This is a genomic window from Ruegeria sp. YKSD163 (assembly GCF_059612905.1).
In genome coordinates, this window is record NZ_JBXWRM010000004.1 from 1 (window position 1) to 22,857 (window position 22,857).

Annotated in this window: 25 protein-coding genes; 8 read left to right on the top strand and 17 right to left on the bottom strand. The window is 64.1% G+C overall.

The window, feature by feature from the left end; all coding sequences use genetic code 11:
• Window positions 1-592 (top strand): OmpA family protein (locus AC2FNA_RS06785; RefSeq protein ID WP_496825276.1); only part of this gene is annotated, 592 nt, incomplete at its 5' end.
• The gene (locus AC2FNA_RS06790; RefSeq protein WP_234142427.1) at window positions 593-904 is read left to right on the top strand and encodes a hypothetical protein; all 312 of its coding nucleotides are present in this window, start codon (window positions 593-595) and stop codon (window positions 902-904) included. It begins immediately after the preceding gene.
• 18 nt (window positions 905-922) lie between these two features.
• Here the strand turns inward: AC2FNA_RS06790 and AC2FNA_RS06795 are convergent, their stop codons facing one another.
• The 11 genes from AC2FNA_RS06795 to AC2FNA_RS06845 form a co-directional block, all read right to left on the bottom strand.
• Window positions 923-1,366: a molybdenum cofactor biosynthesis protein MoaE gene (locus AC2FNA_RS06795; RefSeq protein WP_496825277.1), complete on the bottom strand. Its 444-nt coding sequence runs from the start codon at window positions 1,364-1,366 to the stop codon at window positions 923-925.
• Between the two features lie 5 nt (window positions 1,367-1,371).
• Entirely contained in the window at window positions 1,372-1,617 is a 246-nt protein-coding gene (gene moaD / locus AC2FNA_RS06800; RefSeq protein ID WP_496825278.1) for a molybdopterin converting factor subunit 1, read from the bottom strand.
• Window positions 1,617-2,288, bottom strand: a complete 672-nt coding sequence (gene pgsA, locus AC2FNA_RS06805) for a CDP-diacylglycerol--glycerol-3-phosphate 3-phosphatidyltransferase (protein WP_496825279.1) — start codon at window positions 2,286-2,288, stop codon at window positions 1,617-1,619. The genes moaD and pgsA overlap by 1 nt, the downstream gene beginning before the upstream one ends.
• 57 nt (window positions 2,289-2,345) lie before the next feature.
• On the bottom strand, window positions 2,346-3,506 hold the full coding sequence (locus AC2FNA_RS06810; RefSeq protein ID WP_496825280.1) for a serine hydrolase domain-containing protein: 1,161 nt from the start codon (window positions 3,504-3,506) through the stop codon (window positions 2,346-2,348).
• Between the two features lie 50 nt (window positions 3,507-3,556).
• Window positions 3,557-5,428 (bottom strand): excinuclease ABC subunit UvrC, encoded by a 1,872-nt coding sequence (uvrC, locus tag AC2FNA_RS06815; protein ID WP_496825281.1) that lies wholly within the window; start codon window positions 5,426-5,428, stop codon window positions 3,557-3,559.
• Window positions 5,429-5,718: 290 nt separating this feature from the next.
• Complete coding sequence (locus tag AC2FNA_RS06820) at window positions 5,719-6,498, bottom strand: SDR family oxidoreductase (RefSeq protein WP_496825282.1); 780 nt, start codon at window positions 6,496-6,498, stop codon at window positions 5,719-5,721.
• A 26-nt stretch (window positions 6,499-6,524) separates the two neighbouring features.
• The gene (locus AC2FNA_RS06825) at window positions 6,525-7,484 is read right to left on the bottom strand and encodes a calcium/sodium antiporter (RefSeq protein WP_496825283.1); all 960 of its coding nucleotides are present in this window, start codon (window positions 7,482-7,484) and stop codon (window positions 6,525-6,527) included.
• Window positions 7,485-7,652: 168 nt separating this feature from the next.
• Window positions 7,653-8,450 carry a S49 family peptidase gene (locus AC2FNA_RS06830; protein ID WP_496825284.1) on the bottom strand — a complete coding sequence of 266 codons (798 nt, stop codon included), beginning with the start codon at window positions 8,448-8,450 and terminating at the stop codon, window positions 7,653-7,655.
• Window positions 8,451-8,563: 113 nt separating this feature from the next.
• A complete protein-coding gene (locus AC2FNA_RS06835; protein WP_496825285.1) occupies window positions 8,564-9,325 on the bottom strand; it encodes an ABC transporter permease in 762 nt (253 codons plus the stop codon).
• The gene (locus AC2FNA_RS06840; RefSeq protein WP_496825286.1) at window positions 9,322-10,251 is read right to left on the bottom strand and encodes an ABC transporter ATP-binding protein; all 930 of its coding nucleotides are present in this window, start codon (window positions 10,249-10,251) and stop codon (window positions 9,322-9,324) included. The genes AC2FNA_RS06835 and AC2FNA_RS06840 overlap by 4 nt, the downstream gene beginning before the upstream one ends.
• Window positions 10,252-10,323: 72 nt before the next feature.
• Window positions 10,324-10,836 (bottom strand): SRPBCC family protein, encoded by a 513-nt coding sequence (locus AC2FNA_RS06845; RefSeq protein WP_496825287.1) that lies wholly within the window; start codon window positions 10,834-10,836, stop codon window positions 10,324-10,326.
• 144 nt (window positions 10,837-10,980) lie between these two features.
• On the opposite strand from AC2FNA_RS06845, the gene AC2FNA_RS06850 reads away from it, so the two are divergent.
• Window positions 10,981-11,964 (top strand): DMT family transporter, encoded by a 984-nt coding sequence (locus AC2FNA_RS06850; RefSeq protein WP_496825288.1) that lies wholly within the window; start codon window positions 10,981-10,983, stop codon window positions 11,962-11,964.
• Window positions 11,965-11,966: 2 nt separating this feature from the next.
• On the opposite strand, the gene AC2FNA_RS06855 is transcribed toward AC2FNA_RS06850, so the two are convergent.
• Window positions 11,967-12,827, bottom strand: coding sequence for a crotonase/enoyl-CoA hydratase family protein (locus AC2FNA_RS06855; protein ID WP_496825289.1), 861 nt, complete (start codon window positions 12,825-12,827; stop codon window positions 11,967-11,969).
• 136 nt (window positions 12,828-12,963) lie between these two features.
• Between AC2FNA_RS06855 and AC2FNA_RS06860 the strand changes: the two genes are divergently transcribed.
• On the top strand, window positions 12,964-14,058 hold the full coding sequence (locus AC2FNA_RS06860; protein ID WP_496825290.1) for a CaiB/BaiF CoA transferase family protein: 1,095 nt from the start codon (window positions 12,964-12,966) through the stop codon (window positions 14,056-14,058).
• 64 nt (window positions 14,059-14,122) lie between these two features.
• On the opposite strand, the gene hemE is transcribed toward AC2FNA_RS06860, so the two are convergent.
• Window positions 14,123-15,157 (bottom strand): uroporphyrinogen decarboxylase, encoded by a 1,035-nt coding sequence (hemE, locus tag AC2FNA_RS06865; RefSeq protein WP_496825291.1) that lies wholly within the window; start codon window positions 15,155-15,157, stop codon window positions 14,123-14,125.
• Between the two features lie 106 nt (window positions 15,158-15,263).
• Between hemE and hemC the strand changes: the two genes are divergently transcribed.
• The 4 genes from hemC to AC2FNA_RS06885 all read left to right on the top strand — a co-directional run bounded on the left by hemC (window position 15,264) and on the right by AC2FNA_RS06885 (window position 19,600).
• Entirely contained in the window at window positions 15,264-16,223 is a 960-nt protein-coding gene (gene hemC / locus AC2FNA_RS06870; protein ID WP_496825292.1) for a hydroxymethylbilane synthase, read from the top strand.
• 89 nt (window positions 16,224-16,312) lie between these two features.
• Entirely contained in the window at window positions 16,313-18,085 is a 1,773-nt protein-coding gene (locus AC2FNA_RS06875) for an adenylate/guanylate cyclase domain-containing protein (protein WP_496825293.1), read from the top strand.
• Between the two features lie 64 nt (window positions 18,086-18,149).
• Complete coding sequence (locus AC2FNA_RS06880; protein WP_496825294.1) at window positions 18,150-19,094, top strand: fatty acid desaturase family protein; 945 nt, start codon at window positions 18,150-18,152, stop codon at window positions 19,092-19,094.
• An 86-nt stretch (window positions 19,095-19,180) separates the two neighbouring features.
• A complete protein-coding gene (locus AC2FNA_RS06885; RefSeq protein ID WP_496825295.1) occupies window positions 19,181-19,600 on the top strand; it encodes a hypothetical protein in 420 nt (139 codons plus the stop codon).
• A 90-nt stretch (window positions 19,601-19,690) separates the two neighbouring features.
• Here AC2FNA_RS06885 and hemF read toward each other — a convergent pair whose 3' ends face one another.
• Genes hemF through clpS form a run of 4 tightly spaced genes read right to left on the bottom strand, consistent with a single transcriptional unit; the run spans window position 19,691 to window position 22,777 of the window.
• Window positions 19,691-20,575: an oxygen-dependent coproporphyrinogen oxidase gene (gene hemF / locus AC2FNA_RS06890; protein ID WP_496825296.1), complete on the bottom strand. Its 885-nt coding sequence runs from the start codon at window positions 20,573-20,575 to the stop codon at window positions 19,691-19,693.
• 11 nt (window positions 20,576-20,586) lie between these two features.
• Window positions 20,587-21,387, bottom strand: coding sequence for an SDR family NAD(P)-dependent oxidoreductase (locus AC2FNA_RS06895; protein ID WP_496825297.1), 801 nt, complete (start codon window positions 21,385-21,387; stop codon window positions 20,587-20,589).
• A 37-nt stretch (window positions 21,388-21,424) separates the two neighbouring features.
• Window positions 21,425-22,390 (bottom strand): class I SAM-dependent methyltransferase, encoded by a 966-nt coding sequence (locus tag AC2FNA_RS06900; protein ID WP_496825298.1) that lies wholly within the window; start codon window positions 22,388-22,390, stop codon window positions 21,425-21,427.
• A 45-nt stretch (window positions 22,391-22,435) separates the two neighbouring features.
• Window positions 22,436-22,777, bottom strand: coding sequence for an ATP-dependent Clp protease adapter ClpS (gene clpS / locus AC2FNA_RS06905; RefSeq protein WP_496825299.1), 342 nt, complete (start codon window positions 22,775-22,777; stop codon window positions 22,436-22,438).
• Window positions 22,778-22,857: the final 80 nt, after the last annotated feature.

Genomic DNA, 22,857 nt, shown 5'->3' on the forward strand with positions numbered 1-22,857 from the left:
GGAGGAGGCCAGTGCCGAGATTGCCCGGCTGTTGGCCGACAAGCTGGGTGAGAACCAGAATTTCGATCTGGAGATTACCTACGAAGAGCCGCCAGAGCCTGAGGAAACCAGCCTTGACCCGGACCGGTGCGAGGCGTTGCTGGCCGAGGTGCAAGCAAACGACAAGATCGCCTTCGAGCCGGGTTCCGCGACAATTGCGGCCAGTGCATCAGGTACCATGGACAGGATCGCGGACCTGCTGCAAAGCTGCGGCCCGATCCGTCTGGAAATCCAGGGTCACACCGACAGCCAGGGCCGCGAAGAAATGAACCAGCAGCTCAGCCAGGCCCGCGCCCAATCGGTTCTGAACGAGTTGCGGGCCCGCCGGGTGCTGACCGCAAGCTACGCCGCCGTCGGCTATGGCGAAAGCCAGCCGATCGCCGACAATGGCACCGAAGCGGGGCGCGAAGCCAACCGCCGCATCGAATTCCACCTGATCCGACCGGAAACGGTGGACGATCACACGACCGCGCTGGAGCAGGTCGAGGCAGAACAATCCGCTGATGCGGAGGCTGAACAGAGCACCACCGGGGCCGCCGGGGAGGATCAGTAAGTGGATAGAACCAACTTCATCATCGCAACCGCCATCATCCTGTTTGTGGCCTTTTCCATGGGATGGTTCGCGAACTGGTTGGTGCACCGGTTCACCCGCGTCCGGCAAAGCGATGTGGCCGATCTGGACCGAATGAGCCAGGAGTTGCACGAGGCCGAGGAGGCCCGCGATCAGGCGATCACCTATCTGCAGCAGCGCGAGGCGGAACTGACCAACCAGCTGACCCAGACCGAGGCGGAACTGGCCGCAGCGATGGACGGGTTGCGCGCGGCCCGGCAAGAGGCCGAAGAGCTGCGCCATCATCGCGGCTGAGCGATCGGCGCGAGGTGCCTACCAGCGGGTCAGGGCGTCTTCATCCTCGTCCTTGGCGGCGACCCAGCCTGCGCCAGCCCCGGTGATTTCCTTTTTCCAGAACGGCGCGCGGGACTTCAGATAGTCCATCAGGAATTCGGCAGCCTCGAACGCATCCTTGCGATGGGGTGCGGCGGTGGCGACCATCATGATCCGATCACCCGGCGACAATCGGCCAAAGCGATGGATCACCAGCACGTCGCCCAATGACCAGCGCTCTTGCGCCTCTGATGCGATCCTGGTCAGTGCCTTTTCGGTCATGCCCGGATAATGCTCGATCTCCATCACATCCAGATCGCCCTGCGCCAGATCGCGCACCACGCCGGTAAAGGTCACGATGGCGCCCATGCCGGTATCGGCGGCGGCAAAGGCGTTGGCCTCGGCGCCAAGGTCAAAGGGTTCCTTCTGGACCAGCACCCGCATCGGACTCAGCCTCCGGTCATCGGCGGAAAAAAGGCCACTTCGCGCACGCCGCTGAGCGATGCGTCGAAATCGGCCAAATCCTGATCCAGCGCCACCCGCAGGGCGCTCAGATCGGCGAATGCCGCCTCGTAACGCGGCTCGCGGGCGCACAACTCCTCGACCAGTTGCGCCACGGTCTGCGCCCCGGTTTCGACCCGCTCGCGCGGCACACCGATCCGCTCGCGGACCCAGGCGAAATAGAGAACATCCATCAGCGCGTCTCCCTCAGGTGCGGCATGGCTTTACGTAGGTAGTCAAAGCCTGTGATCAATGTCAGCGCCGCCGCGACCCACAACAGCCACAGGCCCACGCGTCCGGACCAGATCATGCCATCCAGCTTCCAACGCAGGCCGTGCAGGTCCGCGACCTCGCCCGCCATGATCTGATCGACGATCCCCTGATCCATGCCGAATGAGGACATCACCAGGTAGTGTTCGAAAATGCCCTGGCTGAACAGCACCGCGATGGCGATCATCTGGGTCGTGGTCTTCCACTTGGCCAGCTTGGTTACCTTGAGCGTACCGGCCACATCACCGAGATATTCGCGCAGACCCGAGACAAAGACCTCGCGGAACAGGATCACCGTGGCGGGCAATACCAGCCAAGGTGTCCAATGTTCTGTTGAATAACCCACAAGGATCATCAGCGCGATCACCACCATCGCCTTGTCGGCGATCGGATCCATCATCGCGCCCATCTTGGTTTCCTGTTTCCAGGCCCTTGCCAGATAGCCGTCGAACCAGTCGGTGACGGCCGCCGAAACGAACAGGATCAGCGCGAACCAGTCGGCATAGGGCCGCGTGAAATAGAGAAACATGACTGCCAGGCCGGGCGCGGCAAGCAGGCGCAGCAGGGTCAGGATATTGGGCAGGTTCCACTTCATGCGCTGGGTTTATCCTGCCCCGAGCGAATGGGAAAGAGGACAGAAGTACCGCATATCTCAGACAACCGCGCGCAACTGTTCGATCAGGCGATAGCGCAGGCCAAAGGCGCGGTCGCTGGTGGGGTCCGCCTCGGATGCCATCCAGGCCACGACCAGGTCGCGGGCTGGATCGGCAAAGAGGTATTGACCGTGGATGCCCATGCCATGGATCAGCGGTTTGGCTCCGGGGTGGATATACCACTTGCTGCGATAGACCATGTCATATTCCGCGAAACGGTCGGCGAAATCACCGGTCGCCCAGGCCTCCGGATCACCCTGCGTGGCGATATCGTCCAGCCAGTCGGCGGGGATCACCTGACGCCCGTCCGCGCGTGCGCCGCCCCGGCAGATCAACTGCCCCACCCGCGCCAGATCGCGGGCGGTGACGCACATACCACCCGCCGCCCGTGGCCCGCCGATACGGTCGACAGTGATATAGGCCGCCTGCTCTGCGCCCATCGGCCGCCACAGATGTTCGGACATCAGGTCGGCATAGCGCAGCCCCGCCGCCCGTTCGAACACCCAGGCCAAAAGGTCGGTTACCGGCGAGACATAGTGAAACCGCCCGCCATGCGGACCGTCACGCTCGGTCAGCATCTGCTGGAACCCGCGCAGATCGGGTACCGTGTCACCCGGCTCGACCACGTTCCAGTTAGCCGCCTTGCGATAGGCGATGATCGGGCCGGTGGTGGCGGTGTAGTCTTCGGAGAACGCGACCCCCACCCGCATATCCAGCGCCTGTCGCACCGTCGCACCGGCATAGGCGGTTTCTCCCTGCTCGGGAACATAGTCGGTGATTGCCGCATTCAGGTCCAACAGCCCCTTGTCCGCCAGAATCCCGGCCAGGAGGCCCAGCACGGATTTCGAGACCGACATCAGGATATGCGGATCATCGGCCCCCATACCGTTGCGATAGACCTCGTGCACGACACGGCCCTGATGCAGCACGACCAGCGCATCGGTGCAGGTGGGTGCAAGGATATCGCTCAGCGTATCCTCGGAAAGCAGCGGCGCACCCTGCTCCAGCGCCCACACATCGCCCGGCGCATTGGCGATCCGGGCCGAAGGCACGATCTCGCGCACATGATGAAAGGCCCAGGCCGAATAGGGTCGGGTGCGCCAGTTCGCCAATGTGGCGCGGTCGGCCTCGGCTGGCGGAAACCCCTGCATCAATGTCATCGAAACGTCCTCCCCGCGTCAGCCAAGCGCAGGGCAAAGCAAATGGCAAGTCAGCTTTCGTGGAAGAAGTCGTAGATTTTCTGCGCCAGCCCCTCGGAGACACCTTCGACCGCGGTCAGGTCGGCCAGATCGGCGCGGCTCACCGCCTTGGCGCTGCCGAAATGCGCAAGCAGCGCGCGTTTGCGGGCGGCACCGACGCCGGGGATATCGTCGAGCGGGGTTGCGCTGACCGCTTTTGCCCGCTTGGCCCGGTGGGTGCCGATGGCAAAGCGGTGCGCCTCGTCCCGCAGCCGCTGGATGAAATACAGCACCGGGTCGTTGCGTTTCAGGGCAAAGGGGCGCTGCCCGATGCGGTGGAACTCTTCCTTGCCGTGGTCGCGGTCGATGCCCTTGGCGACGCCCACCATCGGAATATCCTCGACCCCGTGCGCCACCATGATCTCCTGCACCGCGCTGACCTGCCCGGCGCCGCCGTCGATCAGCAACAGATCGGGCCACAGCCCCTTGTCACGGTCGGGATCCTCTTTCAGCAGGCGGGTAAACCGGCGGGTCAGAACTTCTTTCATCATGCCGAAATCGTCACCGGGGGTCAGGTCATCGCCCCGGATGTTGAACTTGCGGTACTGGTTCTTCATCAGCCCCTCAGGTCCCGCCACGATCATGCCGCCCACTGCATTGGTGCCCTGGATATGGCTGTTGTCATAAACCTCGATCCGCTGGGGCGGGCCATCCAGGTCGAACGCCTCGGCCAGCCCGCGCAACAGCTTGGCCTGTGTGGCGCTTTCGGACATCCGCCGGGCCAGCGACTCCCGCGCGTTGCGCAGCGCGCCCGAAACCAGTTCGGCCTTTTCGCCGCGCTGGGGTACCAGCAGTTCCACTTTGCGCCCGGCCTTCTCGCTCAGCGCCTCGGTCATCAGGTCTGCATTCTCGATCGCGTCCGACAGGATCAGCTGCCGGGGCGGTTCCTTGTTGTCATAGAACTGGCCCAGAAAGGCCTCCATCGCCTCGGCCGCCGAGACGCCCTCGCCCACGCGGGGATAGAAATCGCGGTTGCCCCAGTTCTGGTTGGCCCGGATGAAAAAGACCTGCACGCAGGCCTGGCCGTTCTCCAGATGCAGGGCCACCACATCCGCTTCGGCCACGCCGCGCGGGTTGATGCCCTGTGCGCCCTGCACCGTGGTCAAGGCCCGGATCCGGTCGCGCAACGCCGCTGCACGTTCGAACTCCATCGCCTCGGACGCTTCCATCATCTGGTCCGCCAGTTCCTCTTGCACTCGGGTCGAGCGGCCCGAAAGGAAGCGTTCAGCATCCTTGACGGCGGCGGCATAATCGGTCTCGGATATCAGCCCCACGCAGGGCCCCGAACACCGCTTGATCTGGTAGAGCAGGCAGGGCCGGGTGCGGCTGTCGAACACCGCATCGGTGCAGTTGCGCAGCAGGAACGCCTTTTGCAACTGGTTCAGGGTGCGATTGACCGCACCGGCACTGGCGAAGGGGCCGAAATAGGTGCCCTTTTCCTTTTTCGCGCCCCGATGTTTCTTGATCTGCGCAAAGGGATGGTCCTTGGCCACCAGGATATTGGGAAAGCTTTTGTCATCCCTGAGCAGCACGTTGTATTTTGGCTTGAGCTGTTTGATCAGGTTCTGTTCCAGCAGCAGCGCTTCGGTCTCGGTGCGCGTGGTCAGGAACATCATCGAGGCGGTCTCGCGGATCATCCGCTCGATTCTTGGACTATGGCCGGGGCGGGCATAGTTCGACACTCGGGCGCGCAGGTTGCGCGCCTTGCCGACATAGAGCACCCGCGCCTGCGCATCGAGCATCCGGTAGACACCGGGCGCGCCGGTCAGACTGCGCAAATAGTCCTGGATACAAGCATATCCGGTGGCCGGGGAATCAGGTTGGGACGGGTTCGTGTCTTGCATGGGACCGAGATATGATTCTCTGGACCCGGCTGCAATCTTGTGGCGTCCGTTTCAAGAGGAAACAAATCCACGGATTATGTGGATAAGTCTGAAGACAAGTTTACGACACGTGGAAATTTCCCTTGTTTCGCGGGCAGTTTTCCGAGTTGCCTAAAAAATAGGCAGCACTGCAATCCTCTGATTTCAAAGAAAACTTTTCCAGATGCGCTGCAAGTAAATGAAAACAAAGGTCTTTTTGTAACGCTTTCGTTACGTCAACCAAGCCGGTGCAAAACTTGCAGCCTGAACCTCTATTCAACCCCCAGAACATCAGGGGTGCGCCAACCCAGATGCTGACCGCCATCGACGCAAAGCAACTGCCCGGTGACCGCAGGGGCATCGAGGAAATATCCCAAGGCGGCGGTGATATCTTCGGCGTTGGCACCCCGGCCCGAGATGGTGCGGGCGCGCTGGCTTGCGAAATGTTCGGGCGACTGGCGGTGTCCCTTCAACGTCGGTCCGGGGCCGATCGCATTGACGCGGATCGCCGGTGTCAACGCTTGGGCGCTGGTTTGGGTCAGGGTCCACAGCGCGGCCTTGGCCAGCGTATAGGTCATGAATTCTGGCGTCAGCTTTCGCACGCGCATGTCGATCATGTTGATGATCAAACCGGTCGCCATGGGTTCGCCATTGTCGTCCGAGATCGCTTCCAGTCCCTGCGCTGCCATCGCTTGGGTCAGCACGAAAGGGGCGCGCAGATTGCTCTCCATATGCCGGTCCCAGCTTTGCCGGCTGGCGCTGGTCAGGCTATCATATTCAAAGATCGAGGCATTGTTGACCAGACAGGTGACCGGGGCGCCCAGTGCCTCTGCTGCGCGGGGCAGCAGGGTCTGCATCTGGTCCTCATCCAGCAGATCGGCCTGAAGCGCTGTTGCGCGCTGGCCCAAACGCCGGATCCGCTCCGCTACTTCGGTCGCCTCGCTTTCGGAACTGGCAAAGTGCACCGCCACGTCATGGCCGCGCCCGGCAAGATAAAGCGCCATGGCCCGGCCCAGACGATGGCCAGCCCCGGTGACAAGCGCCAATGCCATGTCAGCACCTCCTTGTTGTGTGTCGTCTAGAGCAGGACGACAACGATATAGACGACATAGATGCCCGTCAGGAACACACCCCAGGTGCGGGTGATGTCCAACTTGAAGAACACGAACGGGATCAGCATCAGCGAAGACGCGAGCATCACCCAAAGATCGAACCGCAGGAACTCGGGATCAACCGGGATAGGGCCAAACAGCGTGGCCACACCGATGATGGCCAGCAGGTTGAACATGTTCGATCCGATCACGTTGCCCAGTGCCACGTCCGCCTGACGCCTGAGCGCGGCCATTACGGTGGTGGCCAGTTCGGGCAGCGAGGTGCCGACCGCCACCAGGGTCAGGCCGATCACGGTCTCGCTAACCCCGTAGGTGCGCGCGATAATCGAGGCATTGTCGACCAGCAGATGCGCCCCCATCGGCAGGCCGATCAGGCCCAGCAGCAGATAGATCCCGATTCGCCACCACGGCATGTCGGGATCGGCCTCCTCCAACGCTTCCAGATCGTCATCGGCGCAGGGATCCCCGCAGGCTTTGCGATGGGCATGCGCCTCGCGAAAGGCATTGGCCAGCATCAACCCCAGACCGGTCAGCAGGATCAGGCCGCTGGTGGCGGTGAATGTGCCATAAAAGGCCAGCCCGATGAACAGGACCGAGGCCAGGATCATCAGCACATAGTTGCGCCTCGTATTGCACTCGCTGGTGTGCAGCGTCGCCAACAGGGCCGGCAGCCCCAGCACTAGCAGGATATTCGCGGTGTTCGACCCCACGACATTTCCCAGCGCGATGCCCGGCGCGTTTTCCTGCACGGCCTTGATCGAAATCAGCAGCTCCGGCGCCGAGGTACCGAAGGCGACGATGGTCAGACTGACGATCAGCGCCGGCACGCCCAGCCGCAGGCTGAGATTGACCGCGCCCCGTACCAGCGCGTCCCCGGCCAGAAGCAGGATGACCAGCCCCAGCGCCGATAGGATCCATGGCATCATGTGCGGCCTCCATGTCCACAGGCGCAGGGGCCCTTGCCGATCCTGTAGCGCCCGCAACGCGGACATTTTGCCGATTTCAGCCGGGACGCGCCCGGAAACCGCAAACGTCCGAACATGGCGAGAACCATCATGCCAACCAGGAAAAGGGCGACGATCTTTGTCAGCATGTCAGAGACCGAAACGCGCAAAGGCCGCGCGCTCCTCGATGCCGGCAAGCGCATCCTCAGCCAGATGCACGCCGAACCGTGACCAGAACGGGCGTCGGATGCCGTAGCGGCGGAACCGCACCTTGTCGCCGAACCGTTCCTGCATCTTGGGTTTCATATGGGCGATCCCTTCGATCAGCCCCAGATCGCGGGCCCGCGCGCCCAGCCAGACCTCGCCGGTGAACAGGTCTTCGGTGGCATCCAGCCGGTCGCCGCGACGTTCTTTGACATGGGTGATGAAGTTCTGGTGGATGTCGCCCAGCAATCCCTTGAGCCGGGTCACGTCCTCTTTCTTTTCCGGGCTGAACGGGTCGAGCATGGATTTCGACTTGCCCGCCGTGTGCACTCTCCGCTCGAACCCCTGGCGCGCCAGAAACACATGCGCGCCGAAGCTGGCCGAGATCACCCCGATCGAACCGAGAACCGAGCTGTCATCGGCCCAGATCTCGTCAGCGGCGCAGGCCAGCCAATACCCGCCCGAGGCTGCCACATCTTCGACAAAGGCATAGACGGGGACCTCATGCTCGGTCGCTAGACGCCGGATACGCGCCCCGATCAGCGAGCTTTGCACCGGCGATCCGCCTGGCGAATTGATTTCCAGCGCAACGGCCGCAGGCTTGCCCTTGCGAAAGGCGCGCTCGAGCATGGGGGCAAGCGTGGTGTCGTTCAGCGCCCCGCGCCCGGCGAGACCAATCGCACCGGACAGGCGAACCACGGCCACCAGAGGCGGCTTTTTCTTAAACGGAAGGGCGAGTGTCATGGCAGCCGATGTAGAGCGCGCCCTGCCGACAAACAAGACGCGCGGCATGACAGATACGCGACGGCAACATATTTCCCACAGCGAACGGGCAAATTTGCAACGTGCTCCTCCTCTTAACTGCGAATGCGCCAGCCGGTCCGGAAGATCCACCAGATCACCGCCAGGCAAAGCCCCGTGAACCCGGCAATCGCCAACAGGCTCAACCCAACGGGCACATCGGCCAGCCCGTAGAACGACCAGCGAAACCCCGAGATCAGATAGACCACCGGGTTGAACAAGGTCACCGTTTGCCAGGCCGGCGGTAGCATCGAGATGCTGTAAAACGTACCGCCCAGAAAGATTAGCGGCGTCACCACCAGTTGCGGCACCAGCGACATCTGTTCGAAATTGCTGGCCCAGATGCCGACAATGAAGCCAAGCAGCGAGAAGCTGAGACAGGTCAGCACCAGAAAGGCCGCCATGGCAAAGGGATGCTCGATCCTGAGATCGACAAAGAAGCTGGCGGTCACCAGGATCACCAGTCCCACAAACAGCGCCTTGGTCGCCGCCGCGCCGACATAGCCGATGACAATTTCGATGAAATTGACCGGCGCCGAGAGCAGTTCATAGACGGTGCCCAGAAATTTCGGGAAATAGATGCCGAAAGAGGCGTTCGAGATCGACAGCATCACCACCGACAGCATGATCAGCCCGGGCACGATGAAGGCGCCATAAGAGACACCTTCGATCTCTTGGATGCGGCTGCCGATGGCGGTGCCGAACACCACGAAATAAAGCGAGGTGCTGAGCACCGGCGAAATGAAGCTCTGCGCCAGGGTGCGAAAGAACCGGGCCATTTCGAACCGGTAGATGGCGGCAATGGCGGCCCAGTTCATTGTGTCTCTCCCTTGACGAGGGTGACGAAGATCTCCTCGAGGCTCGATTGGCGGGTCACCACGTCGCGCAATACCAGACCGGCCTCGGCCACGTCGTTCAAGAGCGTGGTGATCCCGGTCCGGTCGGCATGGGTGTCATAGCTATAGATCAGCACATCCCCCGCCGCGCCCAGCGACAGGTTGTGACGGGCGAGGCTGGCCGGGATCGTGGAAATCGGTCGGGTCAGCAGCACGTCCAGCTGTTTGCGGCCCATCCGTGCCATCAACTTGGCCTTGTCCTCGACCAGCAGCAGCTCGCCCTTGTTGATGACGCCGATGCGGTCGGCGATGGCCTCGGCCTCTTCGATGTAATGGGTGGTCAGGATGATGGTGACACCGGCGGCCTTCAACTCGGCCACGATCTCCCACATATCCTTGCGCAGTTCCACATCGACCCCGGCGGTGGGCTCGTCCAGGAACAGCACGCGTGGGTCATGCGCCAGCGCCTTGGCGATCAGCACCCGGCGCTTCATGCCGCCCGACAGTTCCTTGATCGCGTTGCGACGCTTGTCCCAGAGCGACAGCTTGCGCAGCACCTCCTCGATGCGGCCATCATTGGCACGCTTTCCGAACAGCCCGCGCGAGAACCGCACCGTGTTCATCACCTTTTCAAAGGGTTCCAGCGCGATTTCCTGCGGAACCAGGCCGATCATCCGGCGGGCAGCGCGGTAGTCGGACTGAATATCGTGCCCACCCACGGTGACGCTGCCAGAAGTGGGCGTGGTGATGCCGCAGACGGTCGAGATCAGCGTGGTCTTGCCGGCGCCATTGGGGCCGAGCAGCGCCAGAATCTCACCCTCGCGAATGTCGAGCGAAACGCCCTTGAGCGCCTCGAACCCGTCAGCATAGGATTTTCGCAAGTCCCGGATCGAAAGAATGGTCGTCATGTATTGGTCCCGTTCTGGCCGGAACCCTACAATCTGCCGCCGCAGGGGAACAGAGCGAATATGCAGCCCCGTTCAGCCGCGCCTGAACCAAGTCTTGCGAGGCGCGGCGGCCTCTTCGGCCCCTTGAGGGTCCTCGTTGTCATCGGCCGTGAACTGCGCTTGCAGGTTGTCAAAGAACTGGTCCGCCATCTTGCGGGCAAACCCGTCGATGATGCGGCTGCCAAGCTGGGCCAGCTTGCCGCCCACCCGCGCCTCGGCCCGGTAGGACAGCAGAGTTCCTCCCGTATCATCGGGGGCAAGCCGCACCTCGGCGCCGCCCTTGGCAAAACCCGCCGCGCCACCCTTGCCTTCGCCCGTCAGGGTCAGGCCAGCGCCCGGCACCAGTTCGGACAGGGTAACGGTACCGCGAAAGGTCGCCTTTACCGGGCCGACCTTTTGCACCACCACCGCCTCGAAGCCTTCATCGGCGGTGCCGGTCACCTCTTGCGCGCCGGGCACGCAGGTGCACAGCACTGCCGGATCGAGAAGCGCGGCAAAAACCTTCGCGGGGTCGGCCGCGATGGTACGTGTGTCGTGCAGCTGCATGGGCTCGCTCCCTTTGTGACGGGACCGTGCTAACGCCGCCCTCCGATGGGGGCAACCGTCGGGGGTATCGAAAATAGGCATGGCGCAAGGGCCAAACCGTGATAGCCAGAGGCAGGGCGCGGGCGCCCGGACAGGATCCACGAAATGACCGAGACCGCACAACACCGGCCAGGTGCCGGAATTGCCTTTATCATGGCCGGAATGCTTGCCATTTCGCTCAACGACATGCTGGTCAAGCAATTGTCGGGCGCCTATCCGTTGCACCAGATCGTCTTTACGCGTTCGGCTGTGGGGATCGTGCTGTCGTTTGGGTTGGTCTGGGCCGAGGGCGGGTGGCGCATCCTGAAAACCAGGCATCCCTTCCTGCACGCCCTGCGCGGCCTGCTGGTGGTGATCTCGAACATGAGCTTTTTCGCCGCGCTGGCGGTGGCGCCTCTGGCGGATGTGACAGCACTGTTCTTTGCCGCGCCGCTGTTCATCACGCTGCTGTCGGTGCCAATCCTGAAGGAACGTGTCGGGCCGATGCGCCTGGGCGCGGTGCTGGTCGGCTTTTCCGGCGTGATCCTGATGCAGCGCCCATGGCAGGGGGCAGAAAGCCTCGAGGCAAGCCGGTTGGTCCTGCTGCTGCCAGTGTTGTCTGCACTGACTTATGCGCTGTTGCAACTGATGACCCGCAAGCTGGGGGTCAGCAGCAAGGCTTCGGCCCTGTCGGTCTATATCCAGATGATGTTCATCCTGGTGGGGGCATTGTTCTATCTGGTCGCGGGCGATGGCCGGTTCGTTGACGAAAGCTCGGACCCCAGCATGGTCTTTCTGCTGCGCGCCTGGACATGGCCCAGCGGACAGGACTGGCTGCTTCTGACCGGTCTGGGCCTCAACTCGGCCATCATCGGCTATTGCCTGGCGCAAGCCTATCGCCAGGCTGACGCGGCAACGGTGGCGCCCTTCGAATATGTCGGATTGCCGCTGGCGGTATTCTGGGGCTGGATGATCTGGGGCGATCTGCCGGATTGGGAGGTCTGGGCCGGAATGGCGCTGATCGCAGGTTCAGGCCTGTTCGTGTTCCTGCGCGAACAACGCCAGCGCAGAACTGGCGTAAGGTCGGGCAGCCGCGCGGGCCGGGTCTGAGCCTAGCGGTTCCGCTTGGGGATCGCCTCGTTCGCGGTCCAGTCCCAGGTGCCCTGGTCGCGCTCGTCCACCGCCTGTTTCCAGCCCACCGCCTCGGCCCGTTCCTTGAAATGGATGCCTTCGGGGCTGTGCCGGGTGATCCCGTCGAAAACCGTCGCCAGCCGCTGGGTCTGCATCAGCCCGGTCTGCTCGATCGCCTGGTTGATCACCAGTTTCTGCATCGCCAGCTGGTTGATCGGCACCGTCGCCATACGCGCGGCCAGTTCCTCGACCCGGTCGTCCAGACGCTCCGCCGGCACCGCCTCCAGCACCAGCCCCATATCCGCCGCCTGACGCCCGGTGATCTTGTCGCCGGTGAACAGCATCCGCTTGGCCCGTTCGGCCCCCAGCCGATAGACCCACATCGCCGTGGTGGGACAGCCCCAGACCCGCGAGGGCATGTACCCGATCTGCGCATCCTCGGCCATGATCGTCATATCCGCACACAGCGCGATATCCGATCCGCCCGCCACTGCGAAGCCGTGCACCTTGCACAGCACCGGCTTTACTGCCCGCCAAAGCGACATGAAATGCTGGGTATTGGCCCACATGAACCGGTAATCCTTGATCGGGTCCCAGGGCATCGGCTGGGTCACGTCGCCCGCCCCGTTGCCCTCTGCGTAATAGGTCAGGTCATAACCGGCGCAAAAGGCGCGCCCCGCCCCCGACAGCACCATCACATGCACACCCGGATCGGCATCCGCCCGTGCCACTGCAGCGGCCAGCGCGCCGGGCAGCTCATCATTGATGGCGTTCATCACCTCGGGCCGGTTCAGCGTGATCCGGGCGATACGCCCGTCCTTTTCATAGGCAACAACGGACATGTCTTCCTCCCTGACTGCGCCCTAGCAGAGCATGCGGCGCGGCGCGCACAAAACGCAACGCCACGTCATGCGTCACCGCCGCGCTTGATTTCGGCGCCAAGGGCCGGAAACCTGCCGCAAAGAGAAGGAGAGCATCATGCTGAACGGCATCCGCATCGTCGAGATCGAGGGGCTGGGCCCCGGACCCTTTGCCGCCATGCTGCTGGCGGATCTGGGCGCCGATGTGATCACCGTGCACCGCAAGGGCGGGGCGGTGACACCCGGCATGCCGGAGCGTTCGCTTCTGGATCGCGGCAAACGCTCCATCGCGCTCGACCTCAAGGATGCCGCCGACATCGCCACCGCCCGCGCCCTGATCGCGAGTGCCGATGCCCTGATCGAGGGCTTCCGCCCCGGCGTGATGGAGAAGCTTGGCCTCGGCCCCGAAGATTGCCACGCCCTGAACCCGGCGCTTGTCTATGGCCGGATGACCGGCTGGGGCCAGGACGGGCCGCTGTCCCATGCCGCCGGGCATGACCTCAACTATATCTCCCTCTCGGGCGCGCTTTGGTACGGCTCGGCCCCCGGCGACGCGCCGCAGACACCCGCTACGCTGGTGGGCGATATCGGCGGAGGCGCCATGTATCTGGTGACAGGGATTTTGGCCGGCCTGCTGAACGCCCGCGCCACCGGGCAGGGCACCGTGGTCGATGCCGCGATCTATGACGGCTCGGCCCATATGATGAACCTGCTGATGAGCCTCGGGCAGACCGGCAGTCTGTCAGAGACGCGCGGCCGCAGCCTGCTTGACGGCCCGCATTGGAGCCGCACCTATACCTGCGCTGATGGTGGCCATGTCACCGTGCAATGCCTCGAGCCCAAGTTCTACGCCCTCTTCCTCGACCGGCTCGGACTGTCGGACGACCCCGAGTTCTCGCAGCAGTTCAACCCGAAGCTCTGGCCCGCGCTCACCACCCGCCTCGCGGCGCTCTTCGCGACACAGCCGCGCGACCACTGGGCCGTTCTCTTCCTCGGCACCGACGCCTGTGTCGCGCCCGTCCTCAGCCCGCAAGAGGCGCAGCACCACCCGATGAACGCCTCCCGCCGCACCTGGGCCGAGGTCGACGGCACGCTTCAGGCCGCTCCCGCACCTCGTTTCGCTGGCCGCGACTGGCAGCCGAAACCCAGTCCCGCGCGCGGGGAACACACGGCGGAGATCCTTGCAGAACTGGCCAAGCCCGGGACTCCCTGACCCCCCTTCATTTCGCTGAAAATACTCCGGGGAGCGCGAGGGGCAGCGCCCCTCGCTCCTGCACTCACCGCCCGCGCACCGTGTCGATCATCAGCTGCACGTTTGCAGGATCGGCATCCGGCGTGATGCCATGACCCAGGTTGAAGATATGCGGCCCCTTGGAAAACGCCTCGACAATGCGCCGCGTCTCGTCCACCAGCGCCTGACCGCCGGTCACCATGTGGGACGAGGCCAGGTTGCCCTGCACGCAGCCATCCACCTGTACATGCGCCGCCGCCCAATCGGGCGTCACCGAATTGTCGAGCGCCACGCAATCGACGCCGGTGGCCTTGGCAAACCCGACATAGCCCTCACCCGCCTCGCGCGGGAAACCGATCACCGGGATGCCGGGATGGCGCGCCTTCAGCGCCTTTGTGATCTCGCGGCAGGGCTCCAGCGCATACTTGGTGAACGCCTCACCCTTCAGCGACCCGGCCCAGCTGTCGAATATCTTGACCACCTCGGCGCCTGCCTCGATCTGGGCGCTCAGATATTCGATTGTAGCCGCCGTCAGCCGTTCGATCAGTGCGTCAAACAGCGCCGGATTGCCCTCGCGCAGCGCATGCGCCGGGCCCTGGTCGGGCGTTCCACGCCCGGCGATCATATAGGTGGCCACCGTCCAGGGCGCTCCGGCAAAGCCGATCAGCGCCGTCTCCGATGGCAATTCTCGGGTCAGGATGCGCACCGTCTCATAGATCGGCGACAGCGTCTCGTGGATCGCTTCCACCGGCTTCAGCCGGTCGAAATCCGCCTGCGACCCGATGGTCGACAGGCGCGGCCCCTCGCCAGTCTCGAACCACAGGTCGGCGCCCAGCGCCTGCGGCACCAACAGGATGTCGGCAAACAGGATCGCGGCGTCGAACCCATAGCGGCGGATCGGTTGCAACGTCACCTCGGCGGCCAGCTCGGGGTTATAGCACAGCGACAGGAAATCGCCTGCCTGCGCGCGGGTGGCGCGGTATTCCGGCAGATACCGCCCGGCCTGCCGCATCATCCAGATCGGCGGGGTGTCCAGCACCTCGCCCGCCAGCACCCGCAGCAGTTTCTTTGTCTCGGCCATATCCGCCCCCATCCTTCACTTTGCGCCACGGGTCTGCGTTCGGCGGCAATTTGTCAAGCGCAGCCCCCATTGTCAGGGCAATGTGACGCGACTAAAGCTGACGTCCATGAAAATCGCACTTCCCTCTCCCGCATCGCCGCTGAAGATCGGCACCCGTGGCTCGCCTTTGGCGCTGGCGCAGGCGTTCGAGACCCGCCGCCGCCTTGGCGTCGCCTTCGACCTGCCCGAGGACGCATTCGAGATCGTGGTGATCACCACCACCGGCGACAACCGCGCGATGATCGAGGCGGACCGCCCGCTGAAAGAGATCGGCAACAAGGGTCTCTTCACCAAGGAGATCGAAGAGGCGATGCTGCGCGGCGATATCGACATCGCGGTGCATTCGACGAAGGACATGCCGGTGGAACAGCCTGCGGGCCTGGTGCTCGACACCTTCCTGCCGCGCGAGGATGTGCGCGACGCCTTCATTTCGCCCAGCCATTCGGCGATCCGCGACCTGCCGCAGGGCGCCGTGGTCGGCACCTCGTCACTGCGCCGCAAGGCGCAGCTGCTCAATCGTCGGCCCGACCTCAAGGTGGTCGAATTCCGGGGCAACGTGCAGACCCGCCTGCGCAAGCTCTCCGAGGGCGTGGCCGAATGCACCTTCCTGGCCATGGCCGGTATCCGGCGGCTGAACATGGCCGAGGTGCCCGCCACCGCGATTTCACCTGACGACATGCTGCCTGCTATCGCGCAGGGCGCCATCGGGATCGAACGGCGCCTGGACGATACCCGCGCCGCCGAGATGCTCGCCGCAATCCACCATGACGAGACCGATCAGCGGCTGGCCGCCGAACGGGCGCTGCTCGCCGCGCTCGACGGCTCTTGCGAAACCCCCATCGCCGGGCTGGCCGAGCTGGACGGCACCACCCTGCGCCTGCGCGGCGAGGTGCTGCGCCCTGATGGGTCCGAGGCGATCGCGCTCGACCGCAGCGGCGACGTGACCGACGGCCCGGCGCTGGGCACCGAGATGGCGCGTGATCTGCTGACCGAGGCGGGGCCGGGCTTCTTCGACTGGCGCGGCTGACCGCCCGCGCGGCCTTTGCCGCTTTGTCATCGCCGGTTCCCGGGGCATAGTAGGCGGGGCGCATTGCTGCGCCCGCCCGGAGACCCCGCATGGACCGCCGCCTGACCACCATCCTCGCCGCCGACCTGTCGGGCTACTCGCGCCTAATGGCTGCGGACGAGGAAGGCACGATCACCCGCCTGCGCCACCTCTTTGCCGACATCGTCCGGCCCGGCCTGTCCCGCGAGGGCGGGCGGCTGATCAAGACCATGGGCGACGGCATGCTGGTCGAGTTCGCCTCGCCCGTCGCCGCCCTGCGGTCGGCCGTCGCCATCCTGCAACGGGTGGCGCGCGACCAGGCCGAAACCGCCCCCGACACCCGGATGTTGTTCCGGGTCGGTATCCACCTGGGCGACGTGATCAGCGATGGCGACGATATCCTTGGCGACGCGGTCAACATCGCCGCCCGGCTGGAAAGCCTGGCCACCCCCGGCGGCATCTGCATTTCCCGCAGCGTCCACGACCAGGTGCGCGGCAAGGTCACCGCCGAACTGATCGAACTGGGCCCGCAGCCGGTTAAAAACATTCCCGACCCGGTCGAGGTCTGGCGGGTGGGCGCAGAGGGCGTCGCCTGCGCCGCGGAGAAACCCGCGGTGCGCGCCGAACTGCCCGCCGTGGTCATCCTGCCCTTTGACAACATGTCAGCCGACCCGGAACAGGATTTCCTGGCCGACGGCATTGTCGAGGACGTGACCACCGAACTCAGCCGCTTCCGCACCCTGACCGTGATCGCCCGCAACTCTGCCTTTGCCTACAAGGGCAGCCACAAGGACGTGCGGCAGATCGCGGAAGAATTGGGCGTGCGCTATGTGGTCGAAGGCTCGGTCCGCCGCGCGGGCGACCGGCTGCGCGCCACCGCGCAGCTGATCGATGCCCGGACCGGCGCCCATGTCTGGGCTGAACGCTGGGACCGGACCATGGCCGATCTGTTCGACCTGCAAGACGAGTTGACCGCCGCCATCGTGTCCGGGGTGGAGCCGGAATTGGGCGCGCACGAACGTAATCTGGCGCGCCGCAAACCCACCGACAGCCTGACCGCCTGGGAGATGTGCCAAAAGGGTTATTCCGAATTCACCCGCTACACCGACGAGGGTTATTCGCAGGCACATGCCTACTACACCCGCGCCATTGCCGCCGATCCGGATTTCGCCTTGCCGCACGCGCTGCTAGCGCGCCTCGCCTGGGTGAAGGTCATTACAGGGCGGACGCGCGACCCGGCCGCCGAAATCTCGACTGGGCTAGACCATGCTGCGCAAGCCATCGAGCGCGACGATCGCCTTGAAATCGGTTATGTCGCGCTGGGCGTCCTGCTGGCCATAACCGGGCGGGAACAGGATGCCGCCGACGCGCTGGACAAGGCCGAGTCGCTCAATCCCAACAACGCGGTGCTGCATTTCGGTCGCTGCCACGCCTGCCTGTTCATGCAAAGGCTCGATTGCGACCGGCTGGAACGGGCCGCCCGCACCGCGCTGCGTCTGAACCCCAAGGACCCGATGGCCTGGGGCTTCTGGTTCCAGCTTGGCAATGCCTTCACCTTTCGCGACATCGACGCCGCCGATCCCGAGGCGCTGGCCGCCTATGAAACCGCCTGCCGGTTCGCAAACGCGGATTACTTCGTCTTCATGGCCACCGCGCTGAAACACGCCAAGCTTGGCAACCGGGACAAGGCCGCCCACTATCTTGCCCAAGCGCGCGAAAGATACCCGGCCCTGACAGCTGAATTCTGGCGCCGCGCCTTCCGCTTTCCGATCTGGGCGCGCTGGGTCGCGGCCGACGAACCAAATCTGCAAATCCTGATCGGTCTGGGCCTGCCGGAGGAATGACGTGGCGCTCTGTTTGACAGGCCCGCCCCTGACCTGAGACCCTGTCTTTCAGGGAGGACACAACATGACACCGGGCAAGGCCTATCTCAGCACCGAGGAAATCCGCCCGCTGGCGGAACGCTCAGACGCCATGGGTCTCTGGTTGGTGGTGCATTGCTGGGGCACCATCGCGCTGGCGGTGTCGCTCTTCGGTCTCTGGCCCAATCCGCTGACCTTTGTGCTGGCGGTGATCGTGGTCGGCTCGCGCCAGCTGGGCCTTGCCATCCTGATGCACGAGGCGGCGCATAACGCGCTGTTCCGCAACCGGCGGCTCAACGATCTGGTGGGCGAATGGCTCTGCGGTCGCCCGATCCTGGCGGAACTGGCGGCCTATCGCCATTACCACCTGACCCACCACCGCTTTACCCAGACCGACAAGGACCCCGACCTTGTCCTGTCGTCGAAATTCCCCACCTCGCATGCCTCGATGCAACGCAAGTTCGCCCGCGACCTGACCGGGCGTACCGGAATAAAGCAACTGACCGGCCAGATCCTGATGTCCTTCCGCCTCGCTGGCGATGACGAGGCGATCAAGGCCGCGGCTTCGGATTTCGCGCAAAGCTTCAAGGCGCCGCAATTGTGGAAATCGCTGCCGGTTTTCCTTGGCGTGGCACTCTTGATCAGCCTTGTCGGCGACTGGTGGTGGGGGCTGGCCTTCTGGGTGCTGCCCTATCTCACCTGGTTCCAGTTCGTCCTGCGCATCCGCAATATCGCCGAGCACGGCGCCACCGAACAATCCGAGGATCCGTTCCGGAACGTCCGCACCACCCTTGCCGGGCCCATCGCCCGCCTTCTGGTGGCGCCCTATTGGGTGAACTACCACCTCGAACACCACATGATCATGCATGTGCCCTGCTACAACCTGCCCCGGATGCACGCGCTCTTGCTGGAAAAGGGGCTCGGCGCCCGGATGAAAACCGCCCCCAGCTATGGCGCCGCCCTGCGCGAGGCCGGCTGGCGCAGCGCCTGAGGGCACACCACAGGGCACGCATTGGCGTACGCCGCGAATCCCTCTATCCTGCAAGAGCCAACCCATTGTCGCGCAGGAGTAATATCATGACACGGCGCAGGACAGGCTGGACCCTCTTGACCGCGGCGCTGTTGCTGCCCGGCATGGCGATGGGGTTTCAGGCCTTCAACCGGTTCGAGGTCTATCCCGTCAGCAAGGGCGTGTTCGAAGTGGTCAACCGGCATGGTTCCGCGCCCAAGGATTTCTGGTGCGGCGCTGGTGATTATGCCATCCGCGTGCTGCGAACCAGCGCGACCCAGCGCATCTATCTGTGGCAGGCGGTGGGACCGGCGGTTACGGTCAAGGGCCGCAAGGGCGTGCAGTTCTCACTGCAACCACCCCAAGGCGCCGATACCAACCCGGGCTATTCGATCAGCGTCAAAAAGGTCGGCGACAACATGACGGCGTCGATGGCACAAAACTATTGCTACGACCGGCTGACCGACGATTTCTGGCTCCGTCCCTGACAAAGGGGAAACCGGCCCGCCCCTTCACTTTGCCGAAAATACTCAGGGGGAGTCACCGCAGGTGACGGGGGCAGAGCCCCCTGAACCCGGTCAGATCCATTTCGCCATCGGCGGCAGGCTCATCAGCACTGCGTTGGCGTCATGCCCGGTCTCCAGCCCGAACTTGGTGCCCCGGTCATAGACCAGGTTGTATTCGGCATAGAGCCCACGATGCACCAGCTGAGCCTCCTTCTCGGCCTCATCGAACGGCTGCACCCGGCGGCGTTCCACCAGCGGCAGATAGGCGGGCAGGAAGGCGCGACCGATATCCTGCGTCAGCGCGAAATCCGCCTGCCAGTCATGTGTGCAGAGATCATCCATGAAGATACCGCCGACACCTCGCGCCCGCTTGCGGTGCGGGATATAGAAATACTCGTCCGCCCAGGCCTTGAGACGCGGGTAATGCTCGCTCCCGTGCGGATCCAGATGCGCCTTTTGCGTAGCGTGGAAATGCGCCGTGTCCTCGGCGTATTCGATACAGGGGTTCAGGTCCGATCCGCCGCCGAACCACCAGGCATGCGGGGTCCAGAACATCCGCGTGTTCATATGCACCGCCGGTACATTCGGGTTCTGCATATGCGCCACCAAGCTGATGCCCGAGGCCCAGAAACGCGGATCGTCCGCCATGCCGGGAATGCCCTTGCGCGCGGCCATCGCCGCCTGCGCCCGCTCGCCCAGCGTACCGTAGACGGTCGAGATATTGACGCCGACCTTTTCAAACACCCGGCCGCCGCGCATCACGCTCATCAGCCCGCCGCCCGCGTCCGAGCCGTCGTCGGATTGCCGCGTGGTCTCGGTCACCTCGAACCGGCCCGGCGCCATGTCACTGAACGGCCCTTCGGCATGGCTGTCCTCCAGCCCCTCAAAGGCGGCAACGATCTGGTCGCGCAGATCGCGGAACCATGCCGAAGCGGTGGATTTCTCGGTCTCGAACATATGGTCTTCCTTCAATGCGCGGGTGCTGCCACCGGGTCCAGCAGGGTTCGACCGCCATCGACCGTCAGGATCTGTCCGGTCATGAAGCTGGAGGCATCCGAGGCCAGATATTGCGCGGTCAGCACCAATTCGTTCGCGGCGGCGACCCGGCCCAGGGGGGTGTGCCGCTCGATATCCTTGCGAAAGTCACGGTTGTCCTTCAGCGCCACTTGTAGCGAGGCGCTCATCACCGAGCCGATGGCAATGGCATTGACCCGGATCCGCTGCGGCGCCAGCGCCACCGCCATGGCGCGGGTCATCTGGTCCAGCGCGGCGGTCGAGACCGAATAAGCCAACAGGTCGGGGTGAGTCCGCCGGGCGGCGACCGAACTCAGGTTGATGATCGCACCGGCCTGCCCTTCGCCATTCTCGCCAGCCTGCTTGATCATCCGTTTTGCCACCGCCTGGCTAAGGCGATAGGCCGGGAACAGGTTCTGGTTCAGGGCGACGCGCACCGAATCGTCCTCCGTGTCCAGCGGATCGGTCGGGATCACCTGCCGCGCACCGTTCACCAGAATGTCGATCTGGTCGAACGCATCGATCGTGGCGGACAGCAGGTTGGCGACTGTCAGCCGCTCGCGCAGGTCACCGGCGAAATAGCGGATGTTGCCATCCTCGGCGAAATCGCCCAGCTGCTCCTCCAGCCCTTTGTCGTCCATGTCAGCGAACATGACATTGGCCCCGGCCGAGGCGAACTGGCGCGCGATGGCAAGGCCGATACCGTTGGCCGCGCCGGTGACGATGGCGGTCTTGCCTGCGATGGAAAAGGACATGGGCTGTCTCCTGACTTTGGGCGCAACTTAGCCGGGTTCAACGCCGGGGGCGAGAGGCGTGGAAAACCTTGAACCGGTTGTCGCCGGCGACCTCGGCCACCTGCTGGAACCGTTCGTTCAATGCTGCCTCGTAGGGCAGGTGCCGGTTGGCCACCATCCACAGCTGCCCCGACCCGGTCAGATTGCGCGCGGCCGCAGCGATGAAGCCCTGGCCAAGCGATGGTTCGGCGGCGCGCCCGGTGTGAAACGGTGGGTTCATCACAACGCAATCCAGCCGCTCGGGTGCTTGCCAGTTCAGCACGTCGGTCCAATGAAAGCTGGCGCGCGGATCGTCGATGTTTTCGCGTGCACAGGCCAGCGCGACATGGTCGGCCTCGACCAGATACAGCGCGCGCACGCCCTCGCGCGAGAGGATCCCCGCCGACAGATATCCCCAGCCCGCGCCCAGATCGGCGATCACCTTACCCGGCTTGGCCGGCAGCGCGGCCAAAAGCATGGCCGAGGCGGGATCGACCCCATCGGCGGAAAACACGCCGGGCGCGGTGCGGAACCCCGCGACCCGCTGATCGCCGGGCGGGGTCCAGTCTGAAAAATCCGCCGCATCGGCGCGGAACCAGAAGATCTTGCCATGCGCCTTGGACAGCGGCCCTTCGACCACGACCCGCTTGCGGATGTCTTTCAGCAGGCTGTCGACCCCGTCGGTCTTGGCCCCGTCCACCACCACCCGCCCGGAGGCGCGGCGGCAGGCCTCGGCCACCATCGCGCGCGCCAGCGCCTTGGCGCGCGGCAGGAATACCACCGCATCAGCACAGGGCGCATCCGACTGCGCTACGGTGCGAAACCCGCGCGCGGCGAAATGGTCGTGCCATGGGCGATAGGGTTGCACCACCTCGGTATCGGGTGGCAACGCCGACAGGTCATGCTCGGGCGTCGGACCCAGCACCGAAACAGGCGCGGTCAGGTCCAGCCCCGAGGCCAGCGCAAGATCAAGTCGCGAAGACATGTTCGGATATCCGTTCCGGGACGCAGCGGCGCAAATGGCGCGGCATCAGTCCTCTTTTTCCATGGTGCATTGCAGCGGGTGCTGATGACGGCGGGCGAAATCCATCACCAGGCTAACCTTGGTCTCGGCGATCTCGTGACTGAACACACCGACAACCGCGACCCCCTTCTTGTGCACGGTGAGCATTATTTCGAACGCTTGGGCGTGATTCATGCCAAAGAACCGTTCCAGCACATGCACGACGAATTCCATCGGCGTGTAGTCGTCGTTCAACAGCAGCACCTTGTACAGCGGCGGGCGCTTGGTCCTGGGGCGCGTCTGCAACAGGACCGAGGCATCGTTGTCCTGGTCATGCTTGTCCGACATCATGTGCAGTTGTGCGTTCATGGGGTGCGCGTATCCGATTCCGGGTTCGGTTTGGTCGCAAGCTTATATAACCTTAGCGTGGAAATGGAAAAGAGAAAGCA

What these genes read in the sequence shown, in the direction of transcription:
- AC2FNA_RS06795 (WP_496825277.1), bottom strand. Translation starts at nt 1,366, where the DNA reads ATGCGGGTGCTGGTCCAGAAGGAACCCTTTGACCTTGGCGCCGAGGCC.
- moaD (WP_496825278.1), bottom strand. Translation starts at nt 1,617, where the DNA reads ATGGATGTTCTCTATTTCGCCTGGGTCCGCGAGCGGATCGGTGTGCCG.
- pgsA (WP_496825279.1), bottom strand. Translation starts at nt 2,288, where the DNA reads ATGAAGTGGAACCTGCCCAATATCCTGACCCTGCTGCGCCTGCTTGCC.
- AC2FNA_RS06810 (WP_496825280.1), bottom strand. Translation starts at nt 3,506, where the DNA reads ATGACATTGATGCAGGGGTTTCCGCCAGCCGAGGCCGACCGCGCCACA.
- uvrC (WP_496825281.1), bottom strand. Translation starts at nt 5,428, where the DNA reads ATGCAAGACACGAACCCGTCCCAACCTGATTCCCCGGCCACCGGATAT.
- AC2FNA_RS06820 (WP_496825282.1), bottom strand. Translation starts at nt 6,498, where the DNA reads ATGGCATTGGCGCTTGTCACCGGGGCTGGCCATCGTCTGGGCCGGGCC.
- AC2FNA_RS06825 (WP_496825283.1), bottom strand. Translation starts at nt 7,484, where the DNA reads ATGATGCCATGGATCCTATCGGCGCTGGGGCTGGTCATCCTGCTTCTG.
- AC2FNA_RS06830 (WP_496825284.1), bottom strand. Translation starts at nt 8,450, where the DNA reads ATGACACTCGCCCTTCCGTTTAAGAAAAAGCCGCCTCTGGTGGCCGTG.
- AC2FNA_RS06835 (WP_496825285.1), bottom strand. Translation starts at nt 9,325, where the DNA reads ATGAACTGGGCCGCCATTGCCGCCATCTACCGGTTCGAAATGGCCCGG.
- AC2FNA_RS06840 (WP_496825286.1), bottom strand. Translation starts at nt 10,251, where the DNA reads ATGACGACCATTCTTTCGATCCGGGACTTGCGAAAATCCTATGCTGAC.
- AC2FNA_RS06845 (WP_496825287.1), bottom strand. Translation starts at nt 10,836, where the DNA reads ATGCAGCTGCACGACACACGTACCATCGCGGCCGACCCCGCGAAGGTT.
- AC2FNA_RS06850 (WP_496825288.1), top strand. Translation starts at nt 10,981, where the DNA reads ATGACCGAGACCGCACAACACCGGCCAGGTGCCGGAATTGCCTTTATC.
- AC2FNA_RS06855 (WP_496825289.1), bottom strand. Translation starts at nt 12,827, where the DNA reads ATGTCCGTTGTTGCCTATGAAAAGGACGGGCGTATCGCCCGGATCACG.
- AC2FNA_RS06860 (WP_496825290.1), top strand. Translation starts at nt 12,964, where the DNA reads ATGCTGAACGGCATCCGCATCGTCGAGATCGAGGGGCTGGGCCCCGGA.
- hemE (WP_496825291.1), bottom strand. Translation starts at nt 15,157, where the DNA reads ATGGCCGAGACAAAGAAACTGCTGCGGGTGCTGGCGGGCGAGGTGCTG.
- hemC (WP_496825292.1), top strand. Translation starts at nt 15,264, where the DNA reads ATGAAAATCGCACTTCCCTCTCCCGCATCGCCGCTGAAGATCGGCACC.
- AC2FNA_RS06875 (WP_496825293.1), top strand. Translation starts at nt 16,313, where the DNA reads ATGGACCGCCGCCTGACCACCATCCTCGCCGCCGACCTGTCGGGCTAC.
- AC2FNA_RS06880 (WP_496825294.1), top strand. Translation starts at nt 18,150, where the DNA reads ATGACACCGGGCAAGGCCTATCTCAGCACCGAGGAAATCCGCCCGCTG.
- AC2FNA_RS06885 (WP_496825295.1), top strand. Translation starts at nt 19,181, where the DNA reads ATGACACGGCGCAGGACAGGCTGGACCCTCTTGACCGCGGCGCTGTTG.
- hemF (WP_496825296.1), bottom strand. Translation starts at nt 20,575, where the DNA reads ATGTTCGAGACCGAGAAATCCACCGCTTCGGCATGGTTCCGCGATCTG.
- AC2FNA_RS06895 (WP_496825297.1), bottom strand. Translation starts at nt 21,387, where the DNA reads ATGTCCTTTTCCATCGCAGGCAAGACCGCCATCGTCACCGGCGCGGCC.
- AC2FNA_RS06900 (WP_496825298.1), bottom strand. Translation starts at nt 22,390, where the DNA reads ATGTCTTCGCGACTTGATCTTGCGCTGGCCTCGGGGCTGGACCTGACC.
- clpS (WP_496825299.1), bottom strand. Translation starts at nt 22,777, where the DNA reads ATGAACGCACAACTGCACATGATGTCGGACAAGCATGACCAGGACAAC.